The organism is Ectopseudomonas alcaliphila (genome assembly GCF_900101755.1).
GTDB lineage: Bacteria > Pseudomonadota > Gammaproteobacteria > Pseudomonadales > Pseudomonadaceae > Aquipseudomonas > Aquipseudomonas alcaliphila.
Window position 1 is genome coordinate 25,239 of the sequence record NZ_FNAE01000005.1, and the last position, 18,516, is coordinate 43,754.

The 18,516-nt window shown below is 63.7% G+C and carries 14 protein-coding genes; 3 read left to right on the forward strand and 11 right to left on the reverse strand.

Going from position 1 to position 18,516, the window contains the following annotated elements; genetic code table 11:
- Window positions 1-21: 21 nt before the first annotated feature.
- The 8 genes from BLR77_RS16355 to BLR77_RS16390 all read right to left on the reverse strand — a co-directional run bounded on the left by BLR77_RS16355 (window position 22) and on the right by BLR77_RS16390 (window position 10,703).
- A complete protein-coding gene (locus BLR77_RS16355; protein WP_074679607.1) occupies window positions 22-1,170 on the reverse strand; it encodes an iron-containing alcohol dehydrogenase in 1,149 nt (382 codons plus the stop codon).
- Window positions 1,171-1,347: 177 nt separating this feature from the next.
- Window positions 1,348-2,718: a sigma-54 interaction domain-containing protein gene (locus BLR77_RS16360; protein WP_074679609.1), complete on the reverse strand. Its 1,371-nt coding sequence runs from the start codon at window positions 2,716-2,718 to the stop codon at window positions 1,348-1,350.
- A 104-nt stretch (window positions 2,719-2,822) separates the two neighbouring features.
- Window positions 2,823-3,650, reverse strand: coding sequence for an ABC transporter permease (locus tag BLR77_RS16365; protein WP_003463515.1), 828 nt, complete (start codon window positions 3,648-3,650; stop codon window positions 2,823-2,825).
- Window positions 3,651-3,853: 203 nt separating this feature from the next.
- The gene (locus tag BLR77_RS16370; protein ID WP_074679611.1) at window positions 3,854-5,101 is read right to left on the reverse strand and encodes an ABC transporter permease; all 1,248 of its coding nucleotides are present in this window, start codon (window positions 5,099-5,101) and stop codon (window positions 3,854-3,856) included.
- Window positions 5,102-5,242: 141 nt separating this feature from the next.
- Entirely contained in the window at window positions 5,243-6,274 is a 1,032-nt protein-coding gene (locus BLR77_RS16375; RefSeq protein ID WP_074679613.1) for an ABC transporter substrate-binding protein, read from the reverse strand.
- A 53-nt stretch (window positions 6,275-6,327) separates the two neighbouring features.
- Window positions 6,328-7,425, reverse strand: a complete 1,098-nt coding sequence (locus tag BLR77_RS16380) for an ABC transporter ATP-binding protein (protein WP_074679615.1) — start codon at window positions 7,423-7,425, stop codon at window positions 6,328-6,330.
- A gap of 246 nt (window positions 7,426-7,671) precedes the next feature.
- Window positions 7,672-8,301 (reverse strand): response regulator, encoded by a 630-nt coding sequence (locus BLR77_RS16385; protein ID WP_074679617.1) that lies wholly within the window; start codon window positions 8,299-8,301, stop codon window positions 7,672-7,674.
- Window positions 8,298-10,703, reverse strand: coding sequence for a PAS domain-containing sensor histidine kinase (locus tag BLR77_RS16390; protein ID WP_074679619.1), 2,406 nt, complete (start codon window positions 10,701-10,703; stop codon window positions 8,298-8,300). The genes BLR77_RS16385 and BLR77_RS16390 overlap by 4 nt, the downstream gene beginning before the upstream one ends.
- A 113-nt stretch (window positions 10,704-10,816) precedes the next feature.
- On the opposite strand from BLR77_RS16390, the gene BLR77_RS16395 reads away from it, so the two are divergent.
- Window positions 10,817-11,794, forward strand: coding sequence for an alpha/beta hydrolase family protein (locus BLR77_RS16395; protein ID WP_074679621.1), 978 nt, complete (start codon window positions 10,817-10,819; stop codon window positions 11,792-11,794).
- 10 nt (window positions 11,795-11,804) lie between these two features.
- Here the strand turns inward: BLR77_RS16395 and BLR77_RS16400 are convergent, their stop codons facing one another.
- From BLR77_RS16400 to BLR77_RS16410, 3 genes are read right to left on the reverse strand one after another with little or no spacing between them, the layout of a single operon-like run.
- Window positions 11,805-12,566 carry a DnaJ domain-containing protein gene (locus BLR77_RS16400; RefSeq protein WP_074679623.1) on the reverse strand — a complete coding sequence of 254 codons (762 nt, stop codon included), beginning with the start codon at window positions 12,564-12,566 and terminating at the stop codon, window positions 11,805-11,807.
- Window positions 12,567-13,238 carry an N-acetylmuramate alpha-1-phosphate uridylyltransferase MurU gene (murU, locus tag BLR77_RS16405; protein WP_074679625.1) on the reverse strand — a complete coding sequence of 224 codons (672 nt, stop codon included), beginning with the start codon at window positions 13,236-13,238 and terminating at the stop codon, window positions 12,567-12,569. It lies immediately after the preceding gene.
- On the reverse strand, window positions 13,235-14,260 hold the full coding sequence (locus BLR77_RS16410) for an aminoglycoside phosphotransferase family protein (RefSeq protein WP_074679627.1): 1,026 nt from the start codon (window positions 14,258-14,260) through the stop codon (window positions 13,235-13,237). Before BLR77_RS16410 ends, murU begins: the two co-directional genes overlap by 4 nt.
- A gap of 124 nt (window positions 14,261-14,384) precedes the next feature.
- Here BLR77_RS16410 and BLR77_RS16415 point away from each other — a divergent pair, with 124 nt between their 5' ends.
- Complete coding sequence (locus BLR77_RS16415) at window positions 14,385-17,213, forward strand: LPS-assembly protein LptD (RefSeq protein WP_074679629.1); 2,829 nt, start codon at window positions 14,385-14,387, stop codon at window positions 17,211-17,213.
- On the forward strand, window positions 17,194-18,486 hold the full coding sequence (locus BLR77_RS16420; protein WP_139203010.1) for a peptidylprolyl isomerase: 1,293 nt from the start codon (window positions 17,194-17,196) through the stop codon (window positions 18,484-18,486). Before BLR77_RS16415 ends, BLR77_RS16420 begins: the two co-directional genes overlap by 20 nt.
- The last annotated feature ends 30 nt before the right edge of the window (window positions 18,487-18,516 follow it).

Sequence of the window (18,516 nt, forward strand, 5' to 3'; positions counted from 1 at the left end):
GTTCATCGGTTGTTGCGTAGATCAGTAGGCAGCGCGGTAGATCTGCTCGATATCGCCCGCCGTCAGGCGACGCGGATTGTTGCGCATCAGGCGGTCGATCTTGCTCGCTTCCTCGGCCATCGCCGGGATGGCATCTTCCGGCACACCGAAGCTGCGCATGCCCTTGGGAATGTCGACGCTGGCGCACAGCTCGGCCATGGCCTCGACGGCCAGGTCGGCGGCGACCTTGTCGCTCAGACCGTGAGTCTGCACGCCCAAGGCGGCAGCGATCTCGGCCATGCGCTCGACACAGGCCAGCTTGTTCCAGGCCATCACGTAGGGCAGCAGCAAGGCATTGCTGACGCCGTGAGCGATGTTGAAGCGCCCGCCCAGGGGATAGGCCAGCGCATGCACGGCGCCGACACCGGCATTGCCGAAGGCCATGCCGGCCATGAGGCTGGCGGTGGCCATGTCTTCGCGCGCCACCAGGTCAGCCGGGTTGGCGTAGGCCTTGGGCAGTGCCTTGGCGATCAGCTTGATCGCGCCAATGGCCAGGGCATCGGTGATCGGCGAGGCATTGACCGACAGGTAGGACTCCACCGCGTGCACCAGGGCGTCGACGCCACTGGCTGCGGTCACGCCGCGCGGGCAGGTAAGGGTCATCACCGGGCTGACCAGGGCGACGTCGGGCAGCAGGTAGTCGCTGACGATGCCCTTTTTCAGCTGCGCTTTCTTGTCCGACAGGATCGATACGTTGGTCACTTCCGAGCCGGTGCCGGCAGTGGTCGGAATGGCGATCAGCGGCGGCCCTTTGCGCTTGATCTGATCGACGCCGAACAGCTCTTCCAGCGCACCGTCATGACCAACGTAACCGGCCACGGCCTTGGCGATATCGATGGCGCTGCCGCCACCGACGCCGATCAGACCATCGTGGCCGCCGTCGCGATAGACCTTGGCGCAGGCTTCGACGATGGCGATTTCCGGCTCCGGCTCGACACCGTCATAGATGCCATAGCGGCGCTCGCCGAGCTGCTTGAGGACATGTTCGACCGTACCGGACTTGATCAGGATGGCATCGGTGACGATCAGCGGGTTGGTGATATTCAGACGGGGCAGTTCGACCGCCAGTTGCTCCACGGCACCCTGGCCGGTCAGCAGCTTATTGGCGATCTTGAATGCAGCAATACTCATCAGCAGGCCCTTTATGCGTTGTTGTGCTGAACGGGTTCAGGACCTGTCATAGCCATTCCTGTGCCAGCTTGCTGAAAGCGGCGTGGTAGAAGGCTTGCGTCGATTTGTCACAGTGCTGCGCAGAACGCGCTTGATCAGAAAATCAATCAAAAGACCGTAATTCGATCCATTTTCCAATCACCCCTGTTCCCAGCGCTTCATCTTCTGCACCAGGGTCGCCTGGCTGAGACCCAGCACCTTGGCCGCTTCTCGGGTGGTCTTGTGCTGCATCAGCGCACGGCGGATGAGGCGCCGTTCGAGGTTCTCCACCTGCTTGCGCAGTGGCAGCAGATCGTCTTCGCCGGCGTCGCTACGGGCGATGCGCATCTCCTCCGGCAGGTCGAACAGCTCGATGCGTTCGCCGCTGACGGTGACCACCAGGCGCTCGACCAGATTGATCAGCTCGCGGATGTTGCCGGGCCAGGCGTAGTCGGTCAGTGCATCGAGCGCTTCGAGCTCCCAGCTCAGTGCGCGGCCATAACGCTGGTTGAATTCGCTCAGATAGAAGTCCAGCAGCGGTTGAATTTCCTCGGGCCGCTCGCGCAAGGCCGGGATATGGATCGGCACCACGTTGAGCCGGTAATAGAGGTCGGCGCGAAAACGCCCGTCGGCGACCATCTTGCGCAAATCATGGTGGGTGGCGGTGATGATGCGCACGTCCACCTCTTTCAGCTCCAGGCCACCGACCGGAATGAAGCGGCTCTCCTCGATGACCTTGAGCAGCTTGACCTGTAGCGCTAGCGGCAGATCACCGATCTCATCGAGAAAAACCGTGCCCTGGTGCGCCAGTTCCAGCAGCCCGCGTTTGCCCTTGCTGCCGGCGCCGGTGAAAGCGCCCGGCACATAACCGAACAGCTCGGCCTCGATCAGGTTTTCCGGCAGCGCGCCACAGTTCAGCGCCAGGAACGGCTGCGCCGCGCGCGGGCTGCTCTTGTGGATGTACTGCGCGATCAGGGTCTTGCCGACGCCGGTTTCCCCCTGCAGCAGCACCTTCACGTCACTGGCGGCGACCTGCCGGGCCTGAGCGAAGACCCGCCCTGACGCCGGCAGGCTGGCCACTGGCGAGGCATCGAGCAGATCGTCACGCTGCCCGGCATGCAGCTTGGCGGTGCTGTTGCGTAACTGCTTCAGCTGCTGCAGCTCGTCGCGCTCATGCTTCATGCGCAGCAGTTCGGTCATGTCGCGCACGGTACTGACCACGTAGCGCACCCGGCCATCGGCGGCGAAGATCGGTGTACCACTGACCAGCAGACGCTTGCCCTGGCTGACGCTCTGCATCAGCGACAGCGCCTTGCCTTCCTTGAGCACGCGCAGCGACACCGACTGCGAGATCACGCCCTGCTCCACCAACGCCTGCATGTGCTGGCCGACGACGTCCTCGGCACGCAACCCGGTCAGGCGCTCATAGGCACTGTTGACCTTGAGGGTGATGCCATCGGCGTCGGTGATGTAGACGCCATCGTGCAACGCATCGATCAGCTCGCGAAAACCGGGATCATCGAAGTCCATCTGGCCGCCTTGTTGGGTCAGGAGAAACTGCACATTCTACGCCCGGAAACGAGCAAGGCCCCGCCGGTTTCCCGGCGAGGCCCTGAACATGCAGCTGCGGCGATCTACTCCGGCGTGGAGGTACGCAGCTTCTCGCTACGCCCGCGCAACCACTCCAGGGTCAGCAGCAACAGGATGGAGAAGCCGATCAGCAGTGTCGCGGCGGCGGCGATGGTCGGCGACAGGTTCTCGCGAATGCCGCTGAACATCTGCCGCGGCAGGGTGGCCTGCTCGGGGCCGGCGAGGAACAGGGTCACCACCACTTCGTCGAACGAGGTGGCGAAAGCGAACAGTGCCCCGGAAATCACCCCCGGCGCGATCAGCGGCAGGGTCACCCGGCGAAATGCCGTCAGCGGCGAGGCGCCAAGGCTGGCGGCGGCACGCACCAGGTTGTGGTTGAAGCCCTGCAGCGTGGCCGACACGGTGATGATCACGAACGGCACACCGAGCACCGCATGCACGAGGATCAGCGACAGGTAGCTGTTGCCCATGCCCAGCGGCGCGAAGAACAGGTAGCTGGCCACACCGATGATCACCACCGGCACGATCATCGGCGAGATCAGCAGGCTCATCACCAGCGCCTTGCCGCGAAACTCGCCACGGGTCAGGCCGATGGCGGCCAGGGTGCCGAAGACCATGGCCAGCAGCGTCGCGGCCGGGGCGATGATCAGGCTGTTCTTCAGCGAGCGCATCCAGTCGGCGGACATGAAGAAGTCCTCATACCAGCGCAGCGAGAAGCCCTGCAGCGGGTAGACCAGGAAAGTGCCGGAGTTGAACGACAGCGGCACGATCACCAGCACCGGCAGGATCAGAAACAGCAGCACCAGGCCGCAGAGAATGCGCAGGCCGTAGTACCAGAGGCGCTCGACGGGTGACATGTAGGGGCTGAGCATGGGTTTTACTCCAGTGAGCGTTAAGCTCCCCTCTCCCATTTATGGGAGAGGGGCTGGGAGAGAGAGCGCTCTTCTTGCGCCATCCTCCCGTGTTCGGTTACCGAGAAGCAGAGTGCCTAAACAAGCACCCTCTCCCGCCCTTCGGGCACCCTCTCCCGCAAGCGGGAGAGGGTCATCAGATGGCCTGCTGCGCAGGCCGTTTTCTAGGCAAGCCTCAGCTTGCTGGCACCGACCAGCCAGCTGTACACCACGTAGAGCACCAGGGTCGCGGCCAGCAGCAGACCGCCAAGAGCCGTGGCCATGCCCCAGTTGATGGTGGTGTTGGTGTAGAAGGCGACGAAGTAGCTGATCATCTGGTCGTTCGGGCTGCCCAGCAGCGCCGGGGTGATGTAGTAGCCGATGGACAGGATGAACACCAGCAGGCAACCGGCGCCGACACCGGCCAGGGTCTGCGGGAAGTACACCCGCCAGAAGCTGGCGAACGGGTGGCAGCCGAGCGACACCGCCGCACGCATGTAACTGGGTGAGATGCCCTTCATCACGCTGTAGATCGGCAGAATCATGAACGGCAGCATGATGTGCACCATGGCCACGTACACGCCGCTGCGGTTGAACACCAGTTGCAGCGGTTGCTCGATGATGCCCAGCGATATCAGCGCGCTGTTGATCAGCCCGCCCGACTGCAGCAACACGATCCAGGCGGCGACGCGCACCAGGATCGAGGTCCAGAACGGCAGCAGCACCAGAATCATCAGCAGGTTGCCCTGCCGCGTCGGCAGGTTGGCCAGCAGGTAGGCCAGTGGATAGGCCAACACCAGACAGATGACCGTGATCACCAGGCTCATCCAGAAGGTGCGGGTGAAGATGTCCAGATAGATGGCCTGATCCGGCGTGGCCTTGGCCAGTTCGCCGAGGTCGTCGATACGATGATCGAGCGCGGCCAGCAGGTAGTACGGCGTCACCGACGAGGCATTGCGGCGTATCACCTGCCAGTAGGCGGGGTCGCCCCAGCGCTCGTCCATATCGAGGAAGGCTTCCTGGTAGGACGCCGGCTCCTCGCCCAGCGGCAGCTTGCGTGCGGTGCTGCTGACCAGGCTGCGAAAGCCCGCCAGTTCCATGTTCAGGCGCTTGGACAGATCGCCCAGGCTCTGATTACGCCGCGCTTCGAGCATATCGCTGGCAATCGCCCGGTACACCGACTCATCCGGCAGACCACGGCCATCCCAGGCGGCGATCGCCTCGACGGTGCGTGGCAGGCTGCCGACCACCTCGGGGTTATCCACGCTACGCATGAGTAGCGCGCCGATGGGCAGCAGGAAGGTCAGCAGAAGAAACAGCAACAGCGGCAGGATCAGCGCCTTGGATTTCAGGCGATTGAAACGCTCGGCACGAGCCAGTCGCTGCTTCAGGCTCGGCCCGGGCAAATCATTGGCAGGCAGTACGGCGGCCATGGACAACTCCGCAAGCTAAGGCCGCACCAGGCGGCAGAAATTCGGGGATACGACAAACATCGCTTGGGCAGCTCCGTCACCCTCATCCCCTTCTCCCGCAGGAGAAGGGGGCGAGGAAGGCGTCGCTGCGCGACGCCCTGGTTAGCGGGCGGCCCAGGCGTTGAAGCGCTGCTCCAGCTGCTCGCCGTAGTCAGCCCAGAAGGTCACGTCGATGGCCACCTGGTTGGCGATGTTTTCCGGGGTGGTCGGCATCAGGTTCAGACGCTCCGGCGCCAGCAGCTCGATGGCCTGCTTGTTGGCCGGGCCGTAGGCGATGTTCTCCGAATAGGTCTTCTGCGCTTCGGGTTTGACCGAGAAGGCGATGAACTCTTTGGCCAGTTCGGCATTCTTGGCCCCACGCGGGATGGCCCAGGAGTCGAAGTCGTAGATGCCGCCGTTCCACACCACTTGCAGGTTGCTCTCGGCCTGCACGGCAGCGATACGACCGTTGTAGGCCGAGCTCATCACCACGTCGCCGGAGGCGAGATACTGCGGCGGCTGGGCGCCAGCTTCCCACCACTGGATGTTGGGCTTGAGTTCGTCGAGCTTCTTGAACGCACGATCCTGGCCTTCCTTGGTGGCCAGCACCTTGTACACGTCCTTGACCGGCACGCCGTCGGCCATCAGGGCGAATTCCAGAGTGTACTTGGCACCCTTGCGCAGGCCGCGCTTGCCCGGGAATGTCTTCACGTCCCAGAAATCGGCCCAGCTGGTCGGCGCCGCGCTGAGCTTGTCGGCGTTGTAGGCCAGCACCGTGGACCAGACGAAGAAGCCCACACCGCAGGGCTGGATGGCGCCGTCGATGAAGTTGGCTTCATCGCCGAACTGCGCCGGGTCGAGTTCCTCGAACAGGCCTTCGTCGCAACCACGGGCCAGTTCCGGCGACTCCACCTCCACCAGATCCCAGCTCACGCTGCGGGTGTCGACCATGGCTTTGACCTTGGCCATCTCACCGTTGTATTCGCCGCCCAGCACCTTGTTGCCGGTTTCCTTCTCGAAGGGTTCGTAGAACGCCTTGACCTGCGCCGCCTTGTTCGCGCCGCCGAAGGAAACCGCGGTCAGATCCACCGCCAGTGCCGGCATGGCGCAACTAACGCCCAGGGCCAACGCCGCGAGCTTCAGGGATTTCGTCATTCTTATCAGCTCCTCTGTGTTACGGGGTAAAGGTGAAGCACTGCGCAAAAGGCTCACTCGACTTGGAGTGGATCCAGCGCGCGGACATGCTCGACAGACCAGCCGAGCGGAACCAGGTCACCAACCGTCAGGGCCGGATCGAGCTCGGCCACGGGTTGCTTGACGTAGAAATCGGATTTGCCGCAGACCTCCATGCGGATACGCACGTGGTCGCCCAGGTAGATGAACTCGGCGATGCGCCCGGAGAAGCGGTTCGGGCAGGCTTCGCTGTGGCCGTTGAGGCGGATGCGCTCGGGGCGGATCGACAGGCTCACCGCCTCCCCCACGGCGCCGACGTTGACCGCCGTGGCACGCACTTCTTCACCCCGCGCCAGGCGCACCACACACTGCTCGCCATCGTGGCTGACCAGCTCGCCGGCCAGGCGGTTGTTCTCACCGATGAACTGGGCGACGAAGGTGTTGTGCGGCGCTTCGTAGAGTTCGCGCGGCGGAGCGATCTGCTGGATTTCCCCCTGGTGGAACACGGCCACGCGGTCGGACATGGTCAGTGCCTCGCCCTGGTCGTGGGTCACGTAGACCACAGTCACGCCCAGGCGCTGGTGCAGGTGCTTGATCTCCATCTGCATGTGTTCGCGCAGTTGCTTGTCCAGCGCGCCAAGGGGTTCGTCCATCAGCACCAGTTGCGGCTCGAACACCAGCGCGCGGGCCAGTGCCACGCGCTGCTGCTGACCACCGGAGAGCTGGCCCGGATAACGGTTGCGGAAGCTGTCGAGCTGCACCATCGACAGCGCACGCTTGACCCGTTCGCTGATGTCGGTACGCGACATGCCGCGCACGCTCAGCGGGAAGGCCAGGTTCTCGGCCACGGTCATGTGCGGGAACAACGCGTAGTTCTGGAACACCATGCCGATGTCGCGCTTGTGCGGCGGCAGTTTGTTCAGAGAGCGGCCATCGAGGAGGATCTCGCCGGCGGTCGGCGTCTCGAAACCGGCCAGCATCATCAGGCTGGTGGTCTTGCCGGAACCGGACGGGCCGAGCAGGGTCAGAAACTCACCCTTGCGGATATCCAGGTTGAGGTCTTTGACGATCAGCGTTTCGCCGTCATAGCTCTTCTGTACGCCACGGAAGCTCACCAGTACATCGTTTGCCATCACACCACACCCTTGTTCTTGTCTCAGGCCGATGAGCCAAGATTAGGTCGGCGAGACAGGGTGAAAAATCGGGCGGGATGACAAGCTGATATCAGGCGCGAGGAGAATCTCGTGTAGGGCTTGCCCTACAAAATCCGAGTGATCGCATCGGTTATACAGTGCATGAAAACCGTGGGAGCGGCTTCAGCCGCGAAGCTCCGGTGGGCGATTCATCGCGGCTGAAGCCGCTCCTACGAAAGCGCCCGATCAGACCAGGCGGTGCTCCATCGCGTAGCGCACCAGATCGGCCATCGAATGCGCGCCGAGCTTCTGCATCAGGCGCGCCTTGTGCGTGCTCACGGTCTTGTTGCTGATCGCCAGGTGCAGAGCGATATCGTTGACGCCCTCGCCCCGCACCAGACGCTCGAACACCGAGAACTCGCGCTCGGACAGTTGTGCGTGGGGCGGGCGCGAGTCGGTCAGGCCGACCTCGAAGACCATGCGGTCGGCCAGCGCCGGATCGATATAACGACCACCGCTGGCTACCTTGCGAATCGCCGTGATCAGCAACGCCGGGTCGCTGTCCTTGGTGGCGTAGCCGGCGGCACCGGCCTTGAGCGCACGCGCCGCCATCTGCGCCTCGTCGTGCATCGACAGCACCAGAATCGCCGGTGCCTCGTTCAGCGCGCGGATACGCGGAATGGCCTCCAGACCATTGACGCCGGGCATGGAGATATCCAGCAGCACCACGTCGCAAGGCGTGCGACGCAGCACCTCGATCAGCTGCTCGCCATTGCAGGCTTCGCCAGCCACCTCGAGATCGCGCGCCATGCCGATCAGTTGCTTGATGCCTTCCCGCACGATGGTGTGGTCTTCGGCCACCAGTACCCGAATCACGCTGCGATCTCCTCTTCCAGATTGATGCGCGCGCACAGGGTAGTGCCCTCGCCCGGCTGGCTGTCAATCTGCAACTGGCCACCGAGCATGAGCATGCGCTCCTGCATGCCAACCAGGCCGAAGGATTGCCCCGGCTTGCGCAGCGCCGGATCGAAGCCCTTGCCATCATCGACGACCGACAGACACAAGGCGCCCCCCTCCTGCCACAGGCGCACCTCGACGCTGTGCGCACCGGCGTGGCGCATGACGTTGGTCAACGCCTCCTGAAGGATACGGAACAGGCCGATGGCCTGGGCATCAGGCAGATGCGGCAAGTGCTCGGGCACATCGACCAGACAGGGAATCTGCGTGCGCTCCTCGAAGCGACGCACCTGCCATTCGATGGCTGAGGCAATGCCGGCATCGAGAATCGGCGGCCGCAAGGCAGTGGCCACGTCGCGCACCAGCTGGAACAACTGAGCGATCAGGCGCTTCATGCTGGCCAGACGCTCGTCCAGCTCTGCAACCTGACCGGCGCAGGCCAGCTCGCACATCGCCGTTTCCAGCTTGAGCACGGTCAGCACCTGACCCAGCTCGTCGTGCACTTCGCGGGCGATCCGCGCCTTTTCCTCCTCCCGCACACTTTCCAGATGCGCCGACAGCTCACGCAGGCGCGCCCGCGAATCGGCCAGCGCCAGCTCGGCCAGCTTGTTCTCGGTGATGTCCCAGAGAATGCCGTCCCAAACCACTCGGCCATTGCCCAGCGGGCGCGCGGTGGTGCGGATATCGGCCCACAGCACCTCCTGCTCGGCAGTGAGAATGCGCCCCTGCCAGTACCAGTCGCTTTCGCCCTCCAGCGCCAGCGTCTGACTGTTCAGGTAGCTGTTCAGATCCTGCGGATGCACCAGGCTGCGAATACCACGATCCTCACGTTGCAGCTCATGCGCCGGCCAGCCAACCATTTCCTGGCTGGCCTCGCTGATATAGGCGAAGTTGACCGTCTGCCCTGGCCCGGCGCGCTCCAGGCGAAACACCAGGCCGGGGACGTTGCCAGCGATGCCCTTGAAGCGCGCCTCGCTTTCCTCCAGCGCCGCGCGGGCACGGCGGCGTTCGGTGACGTCGCTGAGAAATACCACCAGGTACTCGGCCTGGCGGTAACGCAGAAAACTCAGGGAAACATCGGCCGGCATGCGGCTGCCATCGGCGCGCAGGCAGTCGACCTCGAAGCTGGGTGAGCCCTCATCCTGCTCGCGCACGCGCTTCCACAGGCTGAGCCAGCGATCCATGTGCAGGCTGGGCTCGAGCTGGCTCAATGGCTTGTCCACCAGCTCGCCGCTGGCGTAGCCGAGCATGCGTTCGGCGGCACGGTTGGCGTAGCGCAGGTGGCTGTCCCAGTTGACCCAGAGAATGCCCACCGTGCTGTGATCGATGGAGAACTGGCTCAGGCGCAACGCCTCGGCTGCCTGCTGGTGACGATCCAGCTCGCCACGTGCGCCCAGCAGCCCACGCTCCAGCAAACGCGTCTGTTGCCTTTGCCGATAGAGCGCGGTTGCACCCAGCATCAGCACCAGGCCGAAAAACAGCGCGAGCGTCTTCCAGAAGCCGACGAAATCGGTGGACTGCGGATAGCGCAGAGGCATCCAGGTTTCCCGCCATTCCTCCAGCTCGCGAGCTGGCAGCACCTGCAGGGTCTGATCGACGATGCCGGACAACAGCGGCTGATCGCGGCGCGTTGCCAGGCGCATTAGCTGTGGCAAACCGATGTCGCCAACGATGCTCAGGCTGGAGAAACGTGATTCGCGCAGCAGCAGGCTGAGGCTCGCCTCGTCCAGCACCGCATAACTGACCTCCTGATTCAGCACCAGCAACAACGCCGCGCGCTCCGATGGCGTCGCCCGCAAACGCAGATTGGTATGGGTGCGCTCCAGATACTCGGCAGCCTGGCTCGGCGTACGCAGGGCGACCATCTGCTCCAGCGGCAACTGATCGAGATCCACCGCACCATTGCCGCTACGCTCGCCAACCACCAGATGCGGCACCCGCAGGTAGGGCATCGAGTAATGCCAGATGCGCAGACCCGCCGGCGTCTGCTGCAGACCTGGCGCCAGATCCACCTCGCCAGCACTGGCAGCCCGTTCCAGGGCCTCCAGGTTCGGATATAGACGCCAGTCAGGCGCGACGCCCATGCCTTCGAGCAAACGCTGCATCAGTTCGACGTTGGCGCCCGTCAACTGCCTATTCTGACCACGCTGCACCCAGGGTGCCTGCTGGAGCAGGCCCACGCGCAACACCGGATGCTCCTTGAGCCAGGCGCGCTGCTCGGCATCGAAGGCCGGGCGCAATGGCATGCGCGCGCTCTCGGCCCAGGCGGTGGAAACAGCCAGCATCAGCAGGAGAGAGAGGGAACGGAGAAGGGAGTTCATGCACGGCGAATCCGGTGACGCGATCCCCTACCTTACTCCAGTCTTGCACCAATCGCCTGACAAAAGCGGAGCCCGGCATTAGGCTCTGTAGCAGACGATCAGGAGCCTCATCGATGCGCCTTCACTCACTAGCACTGCTCGGTTTCTGCCTGCTCTCCTGTCCCGCGGTCTGGGCCGAGGAGCCGGTCGAGGACGCGCCGGCTGATAGCGCCGACGCCCCTGCGGCAAGCGAACGTCCGCTGTTGCCCGAACGCAGCGTCAGCGACGCGCAGACGCTGGAGCAACGCCTGGACAAACGTGAACAGCAGATGCTGCAGGCCAGCGCCGAAAGCTTCCTCGCACTGTGGCTACCAGCCAACGTCGGCGAGCCCAGTGGTGCGGTGATCCTGTTGCCCGGCGATGTGGAAAACGCCGATGGCGCCGCCGCGGTGGGCCCGCTCCGGCGCAAACTGCCCGACGCCGGCTGGCACAGTCTGAGCCTGACGCTGCCGGACCCGGACGGCGACCCGTTGCCGCCACGCAGCGCGGCCTCCGAAACGCCTGCGCCAACTGACGGTGAAGCCACCAATGGCGAAGATGAAAGCGTTGCCGATGTCGCGCCAGAGCAGACAACCACACCAGCCGCAACGGAACTCACCGCCGAGCAAAGGCGCCAGGCGCATGTCGAACGGGTAATGGCGCGTATCGATGCCGCCATCGCCTTTGCCAGCCAGCAGCAGGCCAGAGACATCGTCCTCCTCGGGCATGGCAGTGGCGCCTACTGGGCTGCGCGCTACCTGAGCGAACGTCAGCCGGACAACGTGCAGAATCTGCTGATGGTGGCGGCCGAACTACCTGCCGGCTTCGCGCCGCCACTGGATGAGATGGTCGCACAGCTAACCGTGGCCACCGGCGACTTCTACTACAAGGATCAAGCCACCGAGCGCATGGCTGCGCTGAAGCGCCTGCAGGCGAGCAAGCGGGCCAAACTGCCCACTTACATACAGGTATCGATGAAGGCCCTGCCGGGCAATCTGGATGTTCAGCAAGAGCAGCTCTACCGCCGTCTGCGCGGCTGGCTGACGCTGCATATCCGCGCAGCAGGCAGCTGAAAACTACCTGCTAGCGAATCCCTCGACGCTGGCGAATCAACGCGTAAGCCTGATGCAGTTGTCGCGTGGTGTCGGTGGCTTCACGAATGCGCTCAGGCGAGGCGCCGGAGCCGGCCAGCTTGTCCGGGTGATGCCGACTGAGCAGCCGTCGGTAGGCGCGCTTGATCTGCTCAGGCTCGCTGCCTTCACTCACGCCCAACAGACGCAGCGCCTCCTGGTAACTGCCGCCAGCCGGTGCCGGCTGCTGACTGCGGCGCGGCGCGTATTCCTCGCCCAGACTATCGAGCCGGGCACTGTCCCAGCCAAGCCACTTGCCCCAGAGCAGGATCAACTCATGCTCACTGGCCGATACCCGCCCGTCGACCCAGGCCATGCGCCAGCAGGCCCGCAGCATGGCATCCGCGCGGTCGCGCTGACGCTGCAGGGGCGCACGCAGGTTGTCACGCCCGGTCTTGCCACGGGCGAAGGCTTCGATGGCGCGCCGCTGAGCGACGGGGTTCAATCCGAGCCGTTGCATTTCCGAACGCGCCTGCTGGATATGACTCTGCACTACCCGGCCGTCGCTCTTGGCCAGACGCCCCAGCATCAGAAACAGCAAATCATCATCCGCCGGTGCCGCACGGCCGCCCAACCGCTCGCGCAGATTGTCCCAGCCATGCAGGCGCAGACGGCGATCCAGCACCTGCCCGAGCAGACCGCCAAGCAAAGCACCTGGGATGCTGGCCAGGGCGAGCCCGGCCGCTGCCCCGAGCATGGTGGCCGGCCACAACACCTAGCGCGCCTCCTGCAACAAGCGTTCGACTTCGGCCAGACGCTCGTGCGTACCGACGTCGACCCAGCAGCCGCCATAGTGCTCGCCACTGACCTGCCCTGCCGCCATCGACTCGCGCAACAGCGGCGCCAGCTTGAAGGCACCGGGCTGAGAAGAGGCGAACAGACGCGGGTGCAGCACGGCGAGACCACTGTAGGTCAACCGTTCGCCTGCCGCCTCGCCGTCATGAACCTGACCTGCCGCCAGAACGAAGTCACCCTGCGGGTGATGCGCCGGGTTATCCACCAGCACCAGATGCGCCAGGCCGGCGAGCGGCTCGCGCAGCGCGGCGAAGGCGTAGTCGGTGAAAACATCACCGTTGACCACCAAAAACGGCTCGGCCCCCAACAGCGGCAGTGCCTTGAAGATACCGCCCCCCGTTTCCAGCGGCTCACCTTCAGGGGAATAGACGATTGGTACGCCGAAGCGCGAGCCATCGCCGAGGTAATCTTCGATCTGCTGGCCCAGCCAGGCGTGGTTGATCACCAGCTCGGTGAAGCCAGCAGCGGCCAGGGCGCGGATGTGGTACTCGATCAGCGGCACGCCTGCCGCTTTCACCAGTGGTTTGGGTGTATGCAGCGTCAAAGGACGCATGCGCTCGCCCTTGCCCGCCGCGAGGATCATCGCCTTCATGCACGCGCCCCTTCATCTTTCGCCAGGCTGGCGAACAGCTCAGCCAACTCGGCGAGCTCCGGCCGACGCGCCAGCACAACCTCTATATAAGAGAAGAAACGCGGCACATCGCCGAGGTACTTGGGCTTGCCATCGCGGTGGCAGATGCGCGCGAAGATGCCGATCACCTTGAGGTGACGCTGCACGCCCATCAGATCGCTGGCGCGCAGAAAGTCTTCGAACGATGCCTGCACCGGAATGCCCGCCGCCTTGGCGCGCTCCCAGTAGCCGTGTAACCAGGCCTGCACGCGCGCCTCTGGCCAACTGAGGAAGGCATCCTTGAACAGGCAGGTGATGTCATAAGTCACCGGACCGTTGACGGCATCCTGGAAATCCAGCACGCCGGGGTTGGGCGCACTCTGCATCAGGTTGCGCGGCATGAAGTCGCGGTGCACCACCACCTTGGGCTGCTCCAGGGCGCTGTCGATCAACAGGCGACAGATGCGCTGCCAGGCTGCTTCCTGCTCGGGTGTAAAGGCATGCCCCAGATGGCGTTGTACGTACCACTCGGGAAACAGCTGCAACTCACGACGCAGCAACGCCTCGTCGTAATGCGGCAGAGCACCGTCCAGCGGCAAACGCTGCTGCAACAACAAGGCTTCGATGGCCTCGTCGAACAGCTCGTCGGCGTTGTGTTCGTTTATCACATCCAGGTAGGTCTGGCGGCCCAGGTCATCGAGGATCAGAAAGCCCTGTTCGAGATCGGCAGCCAACACCTGCGGCACATGCACACCGGCGCTGGCCAGCAACGCAGCGATACGGACGAAAGGTTCGCAGTTTTCCTGAGGCGGCGGCGCATCCATCAGAATCAGGCTGCGCTCACCGGCCTGCCAACGAAAATAGCGACGAAAGCTGGCATCGCTGCTGGCAGGCGTGAGCTCGGCCTCAGGCACCGCGCCCCAGTCGCGCACTGCGAAGAGGGCGGGCAGCTGCTCGCCGAGCCAGGTTTGCAACTGTTGCAGACGTACATCGTGTTCAGACATCAAGGGGTCTCCGACGGCGCTAGCCGTTGCGCGGGTCATGCTTTATTATCCAGCATCTTTTTCAGCCCATCGAGAGGCGTGCGGCCCCTGGGCCGATAGCGCGCAGGAAGCCCGGACTAACAAGATGGCAGTAAAATACCCCGCGTTCCGCAAGAAATTCCCGCTGCTGGTCACCGGCAGCCTCCTGGCCTTACAGCCCGCGTTCAGCCTACAGTCCTTTGCCGCCGAGCAATACGATTGCCAGGCGTCGCCCACGGGCGGCTGGGCCTGCGCGCCGAAATCCGCGGCCAGCGCCCTGCCTCCGCGCCCGGTGCACAGCCGTGATGCTGTCAGCAGCGGTGGCTCGAGCAGCACGGCCGTAGCCAAGCAGGATGCCGCCCCGGTACTGGTCACCGAGAGCAAGGGCCGCGCCCTCACCTCGCGCAGCCCTGACTACAGTCACTTGGACTGGGTACCGCGCGATAAGTTGACTGCCGCGCAGCTGGCCGAGGCCGGTCCTTACTGCGCAGGCGCCTACGTCGAGCCACTGCGTCCGGGCATGGATGACACCACGCCGCTGAACGAGTCGCCGATGTTCGTTTCCGCCAAAGCCTCACGCTTCGAGCAGGAAAAGCAGATCGCCACCCTCGCCGGTGATGTGGTCCTGCGCCAGTCCGGCATGCAGGTCGAGGCCGACGAAGCCAGCCTGCACCAGACGGAAAACCGTGGTGAGCTGGTCGGTAACGTACGCCTGCGCGACAAGGGCATGCTGGTGGTCGGCGACCGCGCCGAACTGCAGCTGGATAACGGCGAAGCGCGTATCGACAATGCCGAATACGTGATGCACCAGGCCCACGTGCGCGGCAGCGCGCTCTACGCCAAGCGCGAAGAAACCGCGATCATCCGCCTCAAGGATGGTACCTACACCCGTTGCGAACCGGGCGACAATGCCTGGCACCTGAAGGGCAACAACGTCACCCTGAACCCGGCGACCGGCTTCGGTACCGCGACCAACGTGACGCTGCGGGTCAAGGACATTCCGGTGTTCTACACCCCGTACATCTACTTCCCCATCGACGACCGTCGCCAGTCCGGCTTCCTGCCACCAAGCATCGGCACGTCGAGCAGCAACGGCTTCTCGCTGCAAACGCCGTACTACTTCAACCTGGCACCGAACTACGACGCCACGCTGTACCCGACCTACATGGCCAAACGCGGCCTGCTGATGGAGGGTGAGTTCCGCTACCTGACCGAGAGCAGCGAAGGCCAGGTCGGTGGTGCATGGCTGAACGACAGCGAAGACGAGCGCAAACTGCAGTCCGAGTACGAAGATCAGCGCTGGATGTACAGCTGGCAACACAAGCAAGGGCTGAACTCGCGCCTGCTCGCCGAAGTCGACTACACCGACATCAGCGACCCGTACTACTTCCAGGACCTCGATACCGATCTGGGCATCGACAAGCAAACCTACGTCGACCAGCGCGGCACCCTGACCTATCGCGGTGACAGCTATACCGCACGCCTGAACGTGCATGCGTATGAACTGGCCAACATCACCGATGTGACGCCATACGATCGCCTGCCGCAGATCACCCTGGACGGCAAGCTGCCGTTCAATCCGGGCGGCCTGGACTTCACCTACGGCACCGAATACGTGCGCTTCGATCGCAACCTGCGCTCCGGCTTTTTCACTGACAAAGACGGCGTAACCGGCCGCCCGCAGGACCTCTGGTACGACGAACGCCTGACCGGCCTGAACCGTGCGGATGGCGAACGCCTGCACCTGGAGCCTGGCGTCAGCCTGCCGCTGAACTGGAGCTGGGGCTTCATCAAACCTCAGGTGAAATATCTGCAGACGCAGTACCAGGTAAACCTGGACGGTCGGGGCAAGGCTGATATTGCTGGCGCTACAAACGATCCCGACGACCTGAACCGCCAGTGGTTCGGCGTCGACTACAAGCGCTCACCCAACCGTGGCGTCGGTATGTTCAGCGTCGACAGCGGCCTGTATTTCGACCGCAACACCCAGCTGTTCGGCAAGGATTTCCGCCAGACTCTGGAACCGCGCGCCTTCTATCTCTATGTGCCGGAAGAAGACCAGACCGATATCCCGGTGTTCGACACGGGCGAACCGACCTTCAGCTACGCCTCGCTGTGGCGTGAAAACCGCTTCAGCGGCAAGGATCGCATCGGTGACGAGAACAAGCTGTCGCTGGGTGTGACCAGTCGCTGGATCGAGCCGAACGGTTTCGAACGTCAGCGCTTCAGCATCGGCCAGGCCTTCTACTTCGAAGACCGCAAGGTTCAACTACCGGGTATCGATTATCGTGCCCGCCAGGAAGCCACCGCCGACGTGTCGCCTTACGCGCTGGAGTACCTGTATCGCTTCAACCGCGACTGGCGCTTCTCCTCGACCTTCAACTGGGATCCGGACCAGCACGCCACCCGTTCGGGCAGCGCAATGTTCCATTACCAGCCGGAAGACAATCCGAACAAGATCGTCAACTTCGGCTATCGCTATCGTAACGACACCGTACGTTACGACCGCGACAGCGGTACCTGGACGACCAACCCGGACTACGGCAGCTCGACCCTTGCCGACGGTTCGCCGAACCCGAACTACATCAAGAACTACTACAAGATCGACCAGCATGACTTCTCCGTCATCTGGCCGCTGGCTCCGCAGTGGAGCCTGATCTCGCGCTGGCAGTACGACTATGGCCGCAACCGTACCCTCGAAGCCTTCGGTGGTTTCGAATACGACAGCTGCTGCTGGAAGCTGCGCCTGATCAACCGCTACTGGATCGATTACGACGAAGTCAGCCTCGACCCATCGCGCAACGACGAGCCGGACCGCGGCATCTTCCTGCAGATCGTCCTCAAGGGCCTCGGCGGCGTTGTTGGCAACAAGGTGGAAACTTTCCTCGACCAAGGCATTCAAGGTTACCGTGAACGTGAAGACCAAGCTTTCTGATCGCCTGCGCCCCCTGCTATTGGGCGCAGCACTGCTGGCGGCAACGGCTCAGGCCCAGGTTCGCCCACTGGATCGCGTCGTGGCCATCGTCGACAACGACGTGGTCATGCAGAGCCAACTCGAAGCTCGCCTGCGTGAAGTGCAACAAACCATCGACAAGCGCGGCGGTGCCCTGCCGCCCGAGAACGTACTCAGCCAGCAGGTGCTCGAGCGTCTGATCATCGAGAACATCCAGCTGCAGATCGGCGACCGCTCCGGCATTCGTATCACCGACGAAGAGCTGAACCAGGCCATGGGCACCATCGCCCAGCGCAACGGCATGAGCCTGGAGCAGTTCCGCGAAGCGCTGGCACGTGACGGCCTGTCCTATGCCGATGCCCGTGATCAGGTGCGCCGCGAGATGGTCATCAGCCGTGTCCGCCAGCGCCGCGTGGCAGAACGCATCCAGGTCACCGATCAGGAAGTGCAGAACTTCCTCGCCTCTGACCTGGGCAAGATGCAGCTGTCGGAAGAGTTCCGTCTGGCCAATATCCTGATCCCGGTATCCGAGGGTGCCTCCTCCAGCGAAATCCAGGCGGCTGACCGTCAGGCGCAGGAGGTGTATCAGCAACTGCAACAAGGCGCAGACTTCGCCCAACTGGCGATTTCCCGCTCCGCCAGTGAAACCGCCCTGGAAGGCGGCGAGATGGGCTGGCGTAAAGCCGGTCAGCTGCCGCCACCGTTCGACAACATGATCAGCCAGCTGAATCCAGGCGAAGTCACCGAGCCGGTGCGCACGCCGGGCGGCTTCATCATCCTCAAGTTGATCGAGAAGCGCGGTGGCGACACCCAGGTGCGTGACGAAGTGCATGTTCGCCACATCCTGATCAAGCCCAGCGAGATTCGCAGCGAAGAAGAAACCCGTCGCCTGGTCGAGCGCCTGTATCAGCGCATTGTCGATGGTGAGGACTTCGCCGAACTGGCGAAGAGCTTCTCCGAAGACCCGGGTTCTGCGCTCAACGGCGGCGATCTGAACTGGATCGACCCCAACGCGCTGGTGCCCGAGTTCCGTGAAGTGATGAACAACACCGCCAGCGGCGAACTGTCCAAGCCGTTCAAGAGCCCTTACGGCTGGCACGTGCTGCAGGTCATGGGCCGCCGCGCCACTGACAGCAGCGCGCAGTTCCGCGAGCAACAGGCCGCAAACGTGCTGCGTAACCGCAAGTACGACGAGGAACTGCAGGCCTGGCTGCGCCAGATCCGCGACGAAGCCTACGTCGAGACCAAGCTGTAATAGCGGTATCGATCAGCAAAGCCCGGCCCA